This window comes from Pseudomonas sp. AK181 (assembly GCF_051122975.1).
Lineage (GTDB): Bacteria > Pseudomonadota > Gammaproteobacteria > Pseudomonadales > Pseudomonadaceae > Aquipseudomonas > Aquipseudomonas lactis.
On record NZ_CP146348.1, the window covers coordinates 288,207 to 302,277 of the forward strand.

Sequence of the window (14,071 nt, forward strand, 5' to 3'; positions counted from 1 at the left end):
CTAGATAAATCGATATTTATTCTTTTTAAATCAGCAAAAATCCATGCACAGTGGGCTCCATAAGCACTCACCAGGAGCCATACCATGAGCCTAAGACTGGGCGACATCGCCCCCGACTTCGAACAGGATTCCAGCGCCGGCAAGATTCGTTTCCATGAATGGCTGGGCGACAGCTGGGGAGTGTTGTTTTCCCACCCGGCGGACTTCACGCCGGTGTGCACCACCGAACTGGGTTTCACCGCCAAGCTCAAGGATGAATTCGCCAAGCGTGGGGTCAAGGCCATCGCCCTGTCGGTAGACCCGGTGGACTCGCACCACAAGTGGATCGAAGACATCAACGAGACCCAGAACACCGTGGTCAACTTCCCGATCCTGGCCGACGCCGACCGTAAGGTCTCGGACCTCTACGACCTGATCCACCCGAACGCCAGCGATACCCTCACCGTGCGCTCCTTGTTCGTGATCGACCCGAACAAGAAGATCCGCCTGACCATCACTTACCCGGCCAGCACCGGGCGAAACTTTCATGAAATCCTGCGGGTGATCGACTCCCTGCAACTGACCGACAACCACAAGGTGGCGACGCCGGCCAACTGGCAGGATGGGGATGAAGTGGTGATCGTGCCGTCGCTCAAGGACGAGGAAGAGATCAAGAAACGCTTTCCCAAGGGCTACCGCGCGGTGAAGCCGTACCTGCGCCTTACCCCACAACCCAATCGTTAAGGCTGATATCGCCATCGCGGGCAAGCCCGGCTCCCACAGTTGACCGCATTCCCCTGTGGGAGCCGGGCTTGCCCGCGATAGCGGCCTTATCAACAACACATGTTTCCAAACCGTCTCACACAGCAGGGGTTTTCAGGCCGTTTCGACGGCCTTTTTTTTCGCCTGGCGATTGATTAAACGCTTATGTATTTATGGAATAAACAAATGAATAAATAAGATTTATAGATATATAAATCTGCTGATAAGGTCTATCCCATCTTGGCGCCATCGCCGTACAGCGAACCGCCGACACTTGCTCAAGGAATCTCCTGCATGCTGGTCGTAACACTTGGAGGCAGTCCCAGCCAGCGTTCCCGCTCTGGGGTCTTGCTGGATAAAACCCGTCAGTGGCTGCAACAGCAAGGCGTGGAAGTGGTGAGTTACCAGGTACGGGACTTCCCGGCTGAAGACTTGCTGCATGCGCGCTTCGACAGCCCCAAGGTCATTGACCTGCTGCAACAAGTCGCCAATGCCGACGGCCTGGTGATCGCCACGCCGGTGTACAAGGCCTCATTTTCCGGTGCGTTGAAGACCGTACTGGACCTGCTGCCAGAACGCGCCCTGGCCCATAAGGTGGTGCTGCCGATGGCGACCGGCGGCAGCATCGCCCACATGCTGGCGGTGGACTACGTCCTGAAGCCGGTGCTGTCAGCCCTCAAGGCCCAGGAATTGCTCCACGGTATTTTTGCCGAAGACAGCCAGATCGCCTATGGCGAAGGCAGCGTGCAGGCGCAACTGGTGCCGGTACTCGAACAGCGTCTGCACGAAGCGCTGGAGCAGCTCTACAGCGCCATGGCGCGCCGGCCAAAACCGCTGGACCCTGACGTATTGAATGAACGTTTGTTGAGTGCTCGCTGGAGCATCTGAGCCTCACCCCGAAAAGCTGGAAACCCTCACCTTACTCAGCCGACAACGGCCAAGCAGGTGCAGCCAAAACCCTAATCGCACAGTTGGAGAGAGCGCCATGCGCACTGTCATCTTGCGTCGTGGTCTGGTCGCACTCTTTGCTGCGGCTGTGTCCTTCGGCGCCATTGTTCAAGCCCAAGCCGCCGAGACCTTGCGGATCGGTTATCAGAAGTACGGCACCCTGGTGCTGCTCAAGGCCAAGGGCACCCTGGAAAAACGCCTGGCCGCCCAAGGTGTGCAGGTGCAGTGGACCGAGTTCCCTGGTGGCCCGCAATTGCTCGAAGGCCTGAACGTCGGCTCCATCGACTTCGGCGTTACCGGCGAAACCCCACCGGTGTTTGCCCAGGCGGCTGGCGCCGATCTGCTCTATGTCGCCTACGAGCCACCCGCGCCTACCAGCGAAGCGATTCTGGTGCCCAAGGACTCGCCGATCAAATCGGTGGCCGAGCTCAAGGGTAAAAAGGTCGTGCTCAACAAAGGCTCCAACGTGCACTACCTGCTGGTGCGTGCCCTGGAAGACGCCGGCCTCAAGTACACCGACGTGAAGACCGTATTCCTGCCGCCCGCCGATGCCCGTGCCGCGTTCGAGCGTGGCAGCGTGGACGCCTGGGTGATCTGGGACCCGTACCAGGCCGCCGCCGAGAAGCAACTGCAAGCGCGCACCCTGCGAGACGGCACCGGGATTGCCGACAACCATCAGTTTTACCTCGCCACCAAGCCCTACGCCGAACAACACCCACAAGTGATCAAGGCGTTGGTGGAAGAAGTGCGTGCGGTAGGCGAGTGGTCTAAGGCCAACCCGCAGGAAGTGACGGATCAGGTCGCCCCACTGCTCGGCCTGCCGGCGGAAATCACCCTTACGTCGGTGAAACGCCAGGGCTATGGCGCGCTGTTCCTTACCCCGGAAGTGGTCGCCGCCCAGCAGAAAATCGCCGACAGCTTCTACCAACTCAAATTGATCCCCAAGCCCTTGAGCATCAAGGACGTGATCTGGACGCCACCCGCCGCGGTTGCCAAAGCGCCGTAATCCGACTTCATTCAGGAGACAACTCCATGAGCCTCAATATTTTCTGGTTCCTGCCCACCCACGGCGACGGTCATTACCTTGGCACCGCCGAAGGCGCCCGCGCTGTCGACCACGGCTACCTGCAACAAGTGGCCCAGGCTGCTGACCGCCTGGGTTTTGGTGGGGTATTGATCCCTACGGGTCGCTCCTGCGAAGACTCGTGGTTGGTGGCCGCTTCGCTGATCCCCGTGACCCAGCGCTTGAAATTTTTGGTTGCCCTGCGCCCCGGGATCATCTCCCCGACCGTGGCCGCGCGTCAGGCTGCGACCCTGGATCGCCTGTCTGGTGGCCGTGCGCTGTTCAATCTGGTCACCGGTGGCGATCCGGAAGAACTGGCTGGCGACGGTTTGTTCTTGAGCCATGAAGAACGCTACCAGGCGTCGGTGGAATTCACCCGCATCTGGCGCCGTGTGCTGGAAGGCGAGACCGTGGACTACGACGGCGAACACATCAGCGTCAAAGGCGCCAAATTGCTCTACCCACCGATCCAGCAGCCACGCCCGCCGCTGTATTTCGGTGGTTCCTCCGAAGCCGCCCAGGACCTGGCGGCCGAACAGGTGGAGATGGTGCTGACCTGGGGCGAGCCGCCGGCAGCTGTCGCGGAAAAGATCGCGCAGGTACGCGCCAAGGCCGCAAAACTGGGGCGCACGGTGCGCTTTGGTATTCGTTTGCATGTGATCGTGCGTGAGACCAACGACGAAGCCTGGAAAGCCGCCGACAAACTGATCTCCCACCTGGACGACGAGACCATCGCCCGCGCACAGGCGTCCCTGGCGCGTTTCGATTCGGTGGGCCAGCAACGCATGGCAGCCTTGCATGGCGGTAGCCGTGACAACCTGGAAGTCAGCCCCAACCTGTGGGCCGGCGTCGGCCTGGTACGTGGCGGCGCAGGGACGGCGCTGGTAGGCGATGGCCCGACGGTTGCGGCGCGGGTCAAGGAGTACGCGGACCTGGGTATCGATACCTTTATCTTCTCCGGTTATCCACACCTGGAAGAGTCGTATCGGGTTGCCGAATTGTTGTTCCCGCACCTGGATATCGAACGTCCCGAGTTGCCCAAAAGCGCCGGCTACGTCAGCCCGTTCGGCGAGATGGTTGCCAACGACATCCTTCCCAAAGCTGCGTCACAGAGCTGAGGTGCCGTTATGGACTTAGAAAAAATCAGCCATCGCGTGGCGCCCTGGGTGCTGCCGATCTTATTGCTGGCGGTGTGGCAGTTGTCAGTGTCGGCGGGTTGGCTGTCGACGCGCATTCTGCCAGCGCCGAGTGCAGTGATCGAAGCCGGGGTTAACCTGGTGGTCAGCGGCGAAATCTGGACGCACCTGGCCATCAGCGGCTGGCGCGCCGGCCTGGGTTTTGTGATCGGTGGCAGCATCGGCTTGGCCCTGGGCTTTATCACCGGGCTGTCGAAGTGGGGCGAACGCTTGCTCGACAGCTCCGTGCAGATGATCCGCAACGTGCCGCACCTGGCGCTGATTCCGCTGGTGATCCTGTGGTTCGGCATCGATGAGACCGCGAAGATTTTCCTGGTGGCCCTGGGGACCTTGTTCCCGATCTACCTGAACACTTACCACGGCATCCGCAATGTCGACCCGGCGCTGGTAGAGATGTCGCGCAGCTATGGCTTGTCCGGTTTCAGCCTGTTCTGGCAAGTGATCCTGCCGGGCGCGCTGCCGTCGATCCTGGTGGGGGTGCGCTTTGCCCTGGGCTTCATGTGGCTGACGCTGATCGTGGCGGAAACCATCTCGGCAAGTTCCGGCATCGGTTACTTGGCGATGAATGCCCGTGAATTCCTGCAAACCGACGTGGTGGTGCTGGCCATCGTCATGTACGCCATCCTCGGCAAACTGGCCGACCTGGCAGCCCGTGGGCTGGAACGTGTGTGGCTGCGCTGGCACCCGGCGTATCAAGTCAAAGGAGGTGCAGCATGACCGCTCAACAACCTCCGCGCTTGTTGAAGGGTATTCCGCTGGCGGTGCGCAAATTGCGCAAGGCCTTTGGTACCCGCGAAGTACTCAAAGAGATCGACCTGCATATTCCCGCAGGGCAGTTCGTGGCCGTGGTCGGCCGCAGTGGTTGCGGCAAAAGTACCTTGCTGCGTCTGTTGGCGGGGCTGGACAAAGCCAGTGGCGGCGAGCTGCTGGCCGGCTCCGCGCCGCTGCACGAGGCGATTGAAGATACGCGGTTGATGTTTCAGGAGGCTCGCTTGCTGCCCTGGAAAAAGATCATCGACAACGTCGGCCTGGGCCTCAAGGGCGACTGGCGCCCCAAAGCGCTGGAGGCCCTGGAAGCGGTCGGCCTGGCCGAGCGCGCCAATGAGTGGCCGGCGGCGTTGTCCGGCGGCCAGAAACAGCGTGTGGCACTCGCCCGGGCGTTGATCCACCAACCGCGGCTGTTGCTGCTCGATGAGCCGCTGGGCGCACTGGATGCCTTGACCCGCATCGAGATGCAGCAACTGATCGAGAACCTGTGGCGCAAGCACGGCTTCACGGTGTTGCTGGTGACCCACGACGTCAGCGAAGCCGTGGCGATTGCCGACCGCGTGATACTGATCGAAAACGGCGAAATCGGCCTGGACCTGACCATCGACCTGCCACGCCCACGGGCCCGTGGCTCACACCGCCTGGCCGCACTGGAAGCCGAAGTGCTCAACCGCGTGCTGTCGCTACCCGGTTCCCCACCGGAACCCGAACCTGTTTCACCGCTGCCGACGCAATTGCGTTGGGCTCAATAACCCACACAGGAAAAACACCATGACGATTAAAGCCATCAACGTGCGTAACCAGTTCAAAGGCACCATCAAGGAAATCGTGGTTGGCGACGTGCTGTCGGAAATTGACGTGCAGACCGCGTCCGGCATTGTCACCTCGGTGATCACCACCCGTTCGGTCAAGGAGTTGGAGCTGGTGATCGGCAGTGAAGTGATTGCCTTTGTGAAGTCCACTGAGGTGTCGATTGCCAAGTTGTGATAACCCCACTGATCGTTCCCACGCTCTGCGTGGGAATGCCGCCTGGGGCGCTCCGCGTCCCGCTGTGCCGAAGGTGACGCAGAGCGTCACGGGATGTATTCCCACGCAGAGCGTGGGAACGATCAGCGCTTGGGCAGGTAGGCCGGCAAATAAAGCCCCACATACGCATCAAACACCCGCATCCCTTCCTCCGCCATGCGCGGGGTAATCAGCCCATGCTGATGCACCGAGCGCGCGTACACGCGGTCGCTCAACTCCAGCGCCAAGGCAAACACATCCACGTCGCTCGGTAGCGTTGGTACTTCAAAGTGGCGATTGAATACCGCCTGCATCAAGTCGCCCAATTCCAGATCATGCTGGCGATCAGCCTGGGTCACTTCGGTCAACCCATGCTGGGCCAGGATCAACTGGCGCGCCGCGGCATCGTTGCTGTAGATGCTGAGCATGCGTTGTTCGACGATGTAGGACAGGTCGCGCCAATGCTTGAGCGATTCATGCTCGATGGGCGCCTGGATGGCAGCGCGAAAGGCCGCGTGAATGTCAGCGGTCAACGCCTCAAGCAATGCCGGCACACTGGCGAAAAAGTGGTACACCGACGACGGCGGAATCTGTGCCCGTTCGGCCACGCTGTAGATCGACAAGCTCGCCACGCCTTCGGCGGCCAGCAAGGTGCGGGCGGCGTCGAGGATCGCATCGATCCGGGCCTGGCTGCGGGCGCGGGGTTTGCGAACAGTGGCGGGGCGGGTGGTCATGGATGTCTCCTACAAGGCAGCGGGCATTGTATGAGCAGGAAGGTTGTGTTGTCTGCCAGGCCGCTATCGCAGGCAAGCCAGCTCCCACAGTGGAACGCATTTCAAGGTTGGAACTCGGTCAAAGGTGGGAGCTGGCTTGCCTGCGATGAGGCCAACCCGATCTCCCAAAATAAACCCATAAAAAAACGCCACTGACCAAAGCCAGCGGCGTTCTTTCAACTGCAGCAACCGCTTACACGGTATGCAGGTACCAGTTGTACTCAAGGTCGGAGATGGAGTGTTCAAACTCCTCCAGCTCACTCTCCTTACAGGCGACGAAGATATCGATGTATTTAGGATCGATGTACTTGGCCATCACCTCGCTGTCGTCCAACTCGCGCAGGGCATCGCGCAGGTTGTTCGGCAGGCTCTGCTCGTTCTGCTCGTAGCTGTTGCCTTCCACCGGAGCGTTCGGCTCGATCTTGTTGGTCAGGCCGTGGTGCACGCCCGCCAATACCGAGGCCATCAGCAGGTAAGGGTTGGCATCGGCGCCGGCCACGCGGTGTTCGATACGCACGGCATCGGACGAGCCGGTGGGTACGCGAATCGCCACGGTGCGGTTATCCAGGCCCCAGCACGGCGAGTTCGGCACGTAGAACTGTGCGCCGAAACGACGGTAGGAGTTGACGTTAGGGCACAGGAACGCCATTTGGGCGGGTAGGGTCTCCAGCACACCGCCGATCGCGTGACGCAATGCGGCGTTCTGCTCGGGATCCTCGCTGGCAAAGATGTTCTTGCCGTCCTTGTCCAGAATGGAGATGTGTACGTGCAAACCGTTGCCTGCCTGGCCTGGGTAAGGCTTGGCCATGAAGGTGGTGTCCATCTCATGGTCGTAGGCGATGTTCTTGATCAGGCGCTTGAGCAGTACCGCGTAATCGCAGGCCTTGATCGGGTCGGCGACGTGGTGCAAGTTCACTTCGAACTGCGCCGGGGCGCTTTCCTTGACGATGGCGTCCGCCGGGATACCTTGCTCCTTGGCACCTTCCAGAATGTCCTGGAGGCAGTCGACATATTCGTCGAGGTCGTCGATCAGGTAGACCTGTGTCGAGTGCGGGCGTTTGCCGGAGATCGGCGAGCGGGGCGGTTGTGGGCGGCCGTTCACGTTCTCCTGGTCGATCAGGTAGAACTCAAGCTCGAAGGCAGCGCAGATGGTCAGACCGAGGTCGTCAAACTTGGTAACAACTTGGCGGAGCACTTCGCGCGGATCGGCGAAGAAAGGTTCACCTTCAAGTTCGTGCATGGTCATCAGCAGTTGCGCGGTAGGGCGCTTTTGCCAGGGTTCATTGCACAGGGTGTCGGGGATTGGATAACAGATTCGGTCAGCATCACCGATGTCCAGGCCCAGGCCGGTGCTTTCCACCGTCGAGCCGTTGATATCCAGGGCAAATAAAGAGGCAGGCAGGTTAATGCCCTTCTCGTAAACCTTGTGGAGGCTGGTGCGTTCGATGCGCTTACCGCGCACCACACCATTCATATCCGCAATTAGAAGGTCTACGTACAGAACCTCAGGATGATCCTTAAGGAACGCGTTCGCTTCGTTAAGCTGAACGGCACGCGGGGGTACCGACATGATGCAACACCTTTGTTGTTAAAAATATCAATCATTGATCTTTTCTGGTTTCAGTCAACCCGAACGGCTAGCCGAAGTCAAGCGAGGCATTTTTTGCCCTAAAAAAGCGCCATGAAGGCTTTTTTGCGGCGTTTTGGGGCGGTTTTTTGGGTTTGGGGGTCTTGGGACCTGCAGGCTTGAGCGGGCCGTGTAGGATTTTTTACGGGGGTGTTGTGTAAAAAAATGAACAAGGCTAAGCTCGATTCAAACCCATAACAGCAATAATACCGGGGTGCTTCATGTTTCACCTGCCGCCAATCGGCGTCTGCGCCTGCTCCAGCCAGGCTTTGTCCGCAGCTCGTTCGCCCCGTGTGAATGCCCAGGCACCGGCCAATATTCTTGACGGCCCGGCCGATCTCCTTTTTGCCATCTCCTACGCCACTGACCTGCCCTCATCCGCTGTGCCGATCATGATTCTGCACAACTTTGGCCTGAGGAATGCAACCCATGGGCAAATGGCAGGTAAGCTCCTACCCTGAATGAAAAAACGACGCGGATGCTGCGTCAACCAACGCCTGGCCTTTAATGGATGCCAGGAAACCCAGCCCAGAGGCATTTATGAGTAACAACCTCGACCAGCTCACCGATTGGTTGAAAGACCACAAGATCACAGAAGTCGAATGCATGATTGGCGACCTCACCGGTATTACCCGGGGCAAGATCTCGCCGACCAACAAGTTCATTGCCGAAAAAGGCATGCGCCTGCCCGAGAGCGTTCTGTTGCAGACCGTGACCGGCGACTATGTCGAAGACGACATCTATTACGAATTGCTCGACCCGGCCGACATCGACATGATCTGCCGCCCCGACCAGAACGCGGTATTTCTGGTGCCGTGGGCCATCGAGCCGACCGCCCAGGTGATCCACGACACCTACGACAAGCAAGGCAACCCGATCGAGCTGTCGCCGCGCAACGTGCTCAAGAAAGTCCTCAAGCTCTACTCCGACCGCGGCTGGCAGCCCATCGTGGCGCCGGAGATGGAGTTCTACCTGACCAAGCGCTGCGAAGACCCGGACTTCCCGCTGCAACCGCCGATTGGCCGCTCCGGCCGCCCGGAAACCGGTCGCCAGTCCTTCTCTATAGAAGCGGCCAACGAATTCGACCCGCTGTTCGAAGACGTCTACGACTGGTGCGAACTGCAGGAGCTGGACCTCGACACCCTGATCCACGAGGACGGCACCGCGCAGATGGAAATCAACTTCCGTCACGGCGATGCCCTGTCCCTGGCCGACCAGATCCTGGTGTTCAAGCGCACCATGCGTGAAGCCGCGCTCAAGCACGACGTGGCCGCCACCTTCATGGCCAAGCCCATGACCGGCGAGCCCGGCAGCGCGATGCACCTGCACCAGAGCATTATCGACATCGCCACCGGCAAGAACGTCTTCTCCAATGAAGACGGGACCATGAGCCAACTGTTCCTCAACCACATTGGCGGCCTGCAGAAATTCATCCCTGAATTGCTGCCTTTATTCGCCCCCAACGTGAACTCGTTCCGCCGCTTCCTGCCCGACACCTCGGCGCCGGTAAACGTGGAATGGGGCGAAGAAAACCGCACCGTCGGCCTGCGCGTACCGGATGCCGGCCCGCAGAACCGCCGCGTGGAAAACCGCCTGCCGGGCGCTGACGCCAACCCGTACCTGGCGATTGCCGCCAGCCTGTTGTGCGGCTACATCGGCATGGTCGAAGGCCATAACCCGAGTGCGCCGGTGGTGGGCCGTGGTTACGAGCGACGCAACCTGCGCCTGCCGTTGACCATCGAAGACGCCCTGGAACGCATGGAAAACAGCAAGACCATCGAGAAATACCTGGGGCAAAAATTCATCACAGGCTACGTCGCGGTCAAGCGGGCCGAGCATGAAAACTTCAAGCGCGTGATCAGTTCGTGGGAGCGGGAATTCCTGCTCTTCGCCGTCTGATGCGCCGGGCGCGTCCTTCAAACGGCGCGCCCTTCACTGAAAAGTCTAGGAGATTGGTATGTCCAGCAACAACCCGCAAACCCGTGAATGGCAAGCCTTGAGCAATGATCACCACCTGGCGCCGTTCAGCGACTTCAAGCAATTGAAAGAGAAAGGCCCAAGGATCATCACCAAAGCCCACGGCGTTTACCTGTGGGACAGCGAAGGCAACAAGATCCTCGACGGTATGGCCGGCCTGTGGTGCGTGGCGATCGGTTACGGTCGCGATGAACTGGCCGATGCCGCCGCCAAGCAAATGAAAGAACTGCCGTACTACAACCTGTTCTTCCAGACCGCACACCCGCCGGTATTGGAGTTGGCCAAGGTCATTTCCGATGTCGCGCCGGCCGGCATGAACCATGTGTTTTTCACCGGCTCTGGCTCCGAAGGTAACGACACCATGTTGCGCATGGTCCGCCACTACTGGGCGATCAAGGGCCAGCCCAACAAGAAAACCATCATTGCCCGCAAGAATGGCTACCACGGCTCTACCGTGGCCGGCGCCAGCCTGGGCGGCATGACCTATATGCACGAGCAGGGCGACTTGCCGATCCCGGGCATTACCCACATCGCCCAGCCGTACTGGTTTGGCGAAGGCGGCGACATGAGCCCCGAGGAATTCGGTGTGTGGGCGGCCAACCAGTTGGAAGAGAAAATCCTGGAGCTGGGCGTGGACAACGTCGGCGCCTTTATTGCCGAGCCGATCCAGGGCGCCGGTGGCGTGATCGTGCCGCCTGCCACGTACTGGCCGCGCATCAAGGAAATCCTCGCCAAGTACGACATCTTGTTTGTCGCCGACGAAGTGATCTGCGGTTTCGGCCGTACCGGTGAGTGGTTCGGTAGCGATTTCTACGACCTCAAGCCACACATGATGACCATCGCCAAGGGCCTGACTTCGGGCTACGTGCCCATGGGCGGCCTGATCGTGCGCGACGAAGTGGTGGCGGTGCTCAACGAAGGGGGCGATTTCAACCACGGCTTTACCTATTCCGGTCACCCGGTCGCTGCGGCTGTGGCCCTGGAAAACATCCGCATCCTGCGCGATGAAAAAATCGTTAACCGTGTGCACGAAGAAACGGCACCGTATTTGCAGAAACGTCTGAGGGAACTGGGCGATCATCCGCTGGTGGGTGAAGTACGCGGCGTCGGTATGCTCGGTGCGATCGAACTGGTGCAGGACAAGGCGACGCGCAAGCGTCATGAAGGCAAAGGCGCCGGTATGATCTGCCGAACCTTCTGCTTTGAAAATGGCCTGATCATGCGCGCTGTGGGCGACACCATGATCATTTCGCCGCCACTGGTTATCAGCAAGGCTGAAATCGACGAGCTGGTGACCAAAGCCCGTCATTGCCTGGACCTGACATTGCAGGTGTTGCAGGGCTAAGCGTCAGGCTCAGTGCGCGGTGCGCTGGGCAGTTAAAAATGCAGGGGCTTTGGTTGAAAGCCGGCCCCTGAACTTGCCAGACTGTCGCCCTGTTTTGTTGCCCTTCGGTTGGGCCGTAAAACATACAACGCTTGTGGCCCAAAAAAGAAAAAATTGGAGCATCACCAAATGAAGGCATTAGGTTTGAAGAACGCTGGCAAGACCCTCCTCGCCTTGTCCCTGATGGGCGCAATGGCGGGCGCGGCCCAGGCAGACAATAAAGTGCTGCACGTCTACAACTGGTCCGACTACATTGCACCGGACACCATCGCCAACTTTGAAAAAGAGTCGGGCATCAAAGTGGTGTACGACGTTTTTGACAGCAACGAAACCCTGGAAGCCAAGTTGCTGGCAGGCAAGTCCGGCTACGACATCGTCGTGCCGTCGAACAGCTTCCTCGCCAAGCAGATCAAGGCCGGTGTCTACCAGGAGCTGGACAAGTCCAAGCTGTCCAACTACGACAACCTGAACAAATCCCTGCTCAAGGCCGTATCGGTCAGCGACCCGGACAACAAGCACGCCTTCCCGTACATGTGGGGCTCGATGGGCATCGGCTACAACCCGGAGAAGGTCAAGGCCGCACTGGGCGTGGACAAGATCGACTCGTGGGACGTACTGATGAAGCCGGAAAACATCGCCAAGCTGAAAAGCTGCGGCGTGAGCTTCCTCGATTCGCCAACCGAAATGCTGCCGGTAGCGCTGCATTACCTGGGCCTGCCGACCGACACTACGAAGAAGGCTGATCTGAAACAGGCCGAAGACCTGTTCATGAAAATCCGTCCTTCGATCGGCTACTTCCACTCGTCCAAGTACATCTCCGACCTGGCCAACGGCAACATCTGCGTGGCTGTGGGTTACTCGGGTGACATCGAACAGGCCAAAACCCGCGCGGCTGAAGCCGGTGGCAAGGTCAAGATCGCCTATGACATTCCCAAGGAAGGTGCTGGCAGTTTCTTCGACATGGTCGCCATTCCCAAGGATGCCGAAAACGTCGAGGCTGCCTACGCATTCATGAACTACCTGCTCAAGCCAGACGTCATGGCCGCGATCACCAACAGTGTGCGTTTCCCGAACGGTAACGAGAAAGCCACCGCCCTGGTCGATAAAGACATCACCAGCGACCCGGGTATTTATCCGTCGGCCGAAGTGCAATCCAAACTCTACGCCATTGCCGACATGCCGGCGGCAACTCAGCGTGAAATGACCCGTAGCTGGACCAAAATCAAATCCGGTAAATAACGCACAAACCTGTAGGAGCGAGCTCGCTCGCGAAAATCGTCAACGATAACGCGGGGCCTCTGATAGCCCGCGTTGCCTGTGAGTTCTTCGCGAGCAAGCTCGCTCCTACAAACAGCGGCAGCAGTACAGAAAATAAATGACAGAAAGTTTTGCCGGATCGGTTTATCGACGGTAAGTTGCGCGCCGGTTTTGTTGCCGGGCAACAACTTCAAGGCCCCAACTATTTAAGAGGACCTCCACTTGCCAATTTCTTTATTTCGCAAAGCCATGCTGGTGGGTGCAGGTATCACGCTGGCCGCCAGCGTGCAGGCCGCACCGACGGTGCATATTTATAACTGGTCGGATTACATCGGCCCCGACACCCTGGTCAACTTCGAAAAGGCCAGCGGTATCAAGCCCGTGTATGACGTGTTTGACTCCAACGAAACACTGGAAGGCAAGTTGCTCGCCGGGCGCACCGGCTACGACGTAGTGGTGCCGTCCAACCATTTCCTGGGCAAGCAGATCAAGGCCGGGGCGTTCCAGAAGCTCGACAAGTCATTGCTGACCCACTACGCCAACCTCGACCCGGTACTGCTCAAGCGCCTGGAAAAGAACGACCCGGGCAACCAGTACGCGGTGCCGTACCTGTGGGGCACCAACGGCATTGGTTACAACGTCGACAAGGTCAAAGAAGTACTGGGTGTCGACAAAATCGACTCCTGGGCTGTGTTGTTCGAACCGGAAAACATGAAGAAGCTGGCCACTTGCGGCGTGTCGTTCATGGATTCGGCCGATGAAATGCTGCCGGCGGTACTCAACTACATGGGCCTGGACCCCAACAGCACCAACCCGGCCGACTACAAGAAAGCCGAGGAAAAACTGCTGAAAGTGCGGCCCTACGTGACCTACTTCCATTCCTCCAAATACATCTCGGACCTGGCCAACGGCAACATCTGCGTGGCGGCCGGTTTCTCCGGCGATGTGTTCCAGGCCAAGGCTCGCGCAGCAGAGGCGGGCAAAGGCGTGAACATCGCCTACACGATTCCCAAAGAAGGCGGCAACCTGTGGTTCGACGTGCTGGCGATTCCCAAGGATGCCAGCAACGTCAAGGAAGCCCACGCCTTCATCAACTATTTGCTGCAGCCTGAGGTGATCGCTCAGGTCAGCGATCAAGTCGGTTACGCCAACCCTAACCCAGGGGCGGACAAACTGATGGAGCAATCGATACGCACTGACGCAGCGGTTTACCCACCGCAGGCGGTTCTCGAGCGGACATTCGTCAACTTTGAGCTACCCCCGAAAGTGCAGCGTTTAATGACCCGTAGCTGGACCAAGGTCAAGACGGGCAAGTAAGGCTCAAACTATCCA

Annotated in this window: 14 protein-coding genes; 12 read left to right on the plus strand and 2 right to left on the minus strand. The window is 59.2% G+C overall.

From position 1 onward, the window contains the following. Window positions 1-84 precede the first annotated feature (84 nt). The 7 genes from V8689_RS01310 (at window position 85) to V8689_RS01340 (ending at window position 5,703) form a co-directional block, all read left to right on the plus strand. Window positions 85-723, plus strand: a complete 639-nt coding sequence (locus V8689_RS01310) for a peroxiredoxin (RefSeq protein WP_003195267.1) — start codon at window positions 85-87, stop codon at window positions 721-723. Between the two features lie 312 nt (window positions 724-1,035). Further along, the gene (ssuE, locus tag V8689_RS01315; protein WP_056783147.1) at window positions 1,036-1,629 is read left to right on the plus strand and encodes an NADPH-dependent FMN reductase; all 594 of its coding nucleotides are present in this window, start codon (window positions 1,036-1,038) and stop codon (window positions 1,627-1,629) included. 97 nt (window positions 1,630-1,726) lie between these two features. Further along, on the plus strand, window positions 1,727-2,695 hold the full coding sequence (locus tag V8689_RS01320; protein ID WP_056783145.1) for a sulfonate ABC transporter substrate-binding protein: 969 nt from the start codon (window positions 1,727-1,729) through the stop codon (window positions 2,693-2,695). A gap of 26 nt (window positions 2,696-2,721) precedes the next feature. Further along, the gene (gene ssuD / locus V8689_RS01325; RefSeq protein WP_003195260.1) at window positions 2,722-3,870 is read left to right on the plus strand and encodes an FMNH2-dependent alkanesulfonate monooxygenase; all 1,149 of its coding nucleotides are present in this window, start codon (window positions 2,722-2,724) and stop codon (window positions 3,868-3,870) included. Window positions 3,871-3,879: 9 nt separating this feature from the next. Further along, window positions 3,880-4,665 carry an aliphatic sulfonate ABC transporter permease SsuC gene (gene ssuC, locus V8689_RS01330; protein ID WP_003195258.1) on the plus strand — a complete coding sequence of 262 codons (786 nt, stop codon included), beginning with the start codon at window positions 3,880-3,882 and terminating at the stop codon, window positions 4,663-4,665. Continuing rightward, complete coding sequence (ssuB, locus tag V8689_RS01335) at window positions 4,662-5,468, plus strand: aliphatic sulfonates ABC transporter ATP-binding protein (protein WP_003195256.1); 807 nt, start codon at window positions 4,662-4,664, stop codon at window positions 5,466-5,468. The genes ssuC and ssuB overlap by 4 nt, the downstream gene beginning before the upstream one ends. Window positions 5,469-5,487: 19 nt before the next feature. Continuing rightward, entirely contained in the window at window positions 5,488-5,703 is a 216-nt protein-coding gene (locus V8689_RS01340) for a TOBE domain-containing protein (protein ID WP_003176783.1), read from the plus strand. A 122-nt stretch (window positions 5,704-5,825) separates the two neighbouring features. Here V8689_RS01340 and V8689_RS01345 read toward each other — a convergent pair whose 3' ends face one another. After that, window positions 5,826-6,455, minus strand: coding sequence for a TetR/AcrR family transcriptional regulator (locus V8689_RS01345; protein ID WP_056783143.1), 630 nt, complete (start codon window positions 6,453-6,455; stop codon window positions 5,826-5,828). A 232-nt stretch (window positions 6,456-6,687) separates the two neighbouring features. Next, window positions 6,688-8,064, minus strand: a complete 1,377-nt coding sequence (locus V8689_RS01350) for a glutamine synthetase family protein (protein WP_003195252.1) — start codon at window positions 8,062-8,064, stop codon at window positions 6,688-6,690. 278 nt (window positions 8,065-8,342) lie between these two features. Here V8689_RS01350 and V8689_RS01355 point away from each other — a divergent pair, with 278 nt between their 5' ends. From V8689_RS01355 to V8689_RS01375, 5 genes are all read left to right on the plus strand, one after another. After that, window positions 8,343-8,582, plus strand: a complete 240-nt coding sequence (locus V8689_RS01355; RefSeq protein ID WP_081089483.1) for a hypothetical protein — start codon at window positions 8,343-8,345, stop codon at window positions 8,580-8,582. Window positions 8,583-8,661: 79 nt separating this feature from the next. Next, complete coding sequence (locus V8689_RS01360) at window positions 8,662-10,020, plus strand: glutamine synthetase family protein (protein WP_003195249.1); 1,359 nt, start codon at window positions 8,662-8,664, stop codon at window positions 10,018-10,020. A gap of 58 nt (window positions 10,021-10,078) precedes the next feature. Continuing rightward, the gene (locus tag V8689_RS01365; RefSeq protein WP_056783141.1) at window positions 10,079-11,443 is read left to right on the plus strand and encodes an aspartate aminotransferase family protein; all 1,365 of its coding nucleotides are present in this window, start codon (window positions 10,079-10,081) and stop codon (window positions 11,441-11,443) included. Window positions 11,444-11,626: 183 nt separating this feature from the next. Beyond that, window positions 11,627-12,721 (plus strand): polyamine ABC transporter substrate-binding protein, encoded by a 1,095-nt coding sequence (locus V8689_RS01370; protein ID WP_034129075.1) that lies wholly within the window; start codon window positions 11,627-11,629, stop codon window positions 12,719-12,721. Window positions 12,722-12,961: 240 nt separating this feature from the next. Continuing rightward, window positions 12,962-14,056 (plus strand): polyamine ABC transporter substrate-binding protein, encoded by a 1,095-nt coding sequence (locus tag V8689_RS01375; protein WP_056783138.1) that lies wholly within the window; start codon window positions 12,962-12,964, stop codon window positions 14,054-14,056. The last annotated feature ends 15 nt before the right edge of the window (window positions 14,057-14,071 follow it).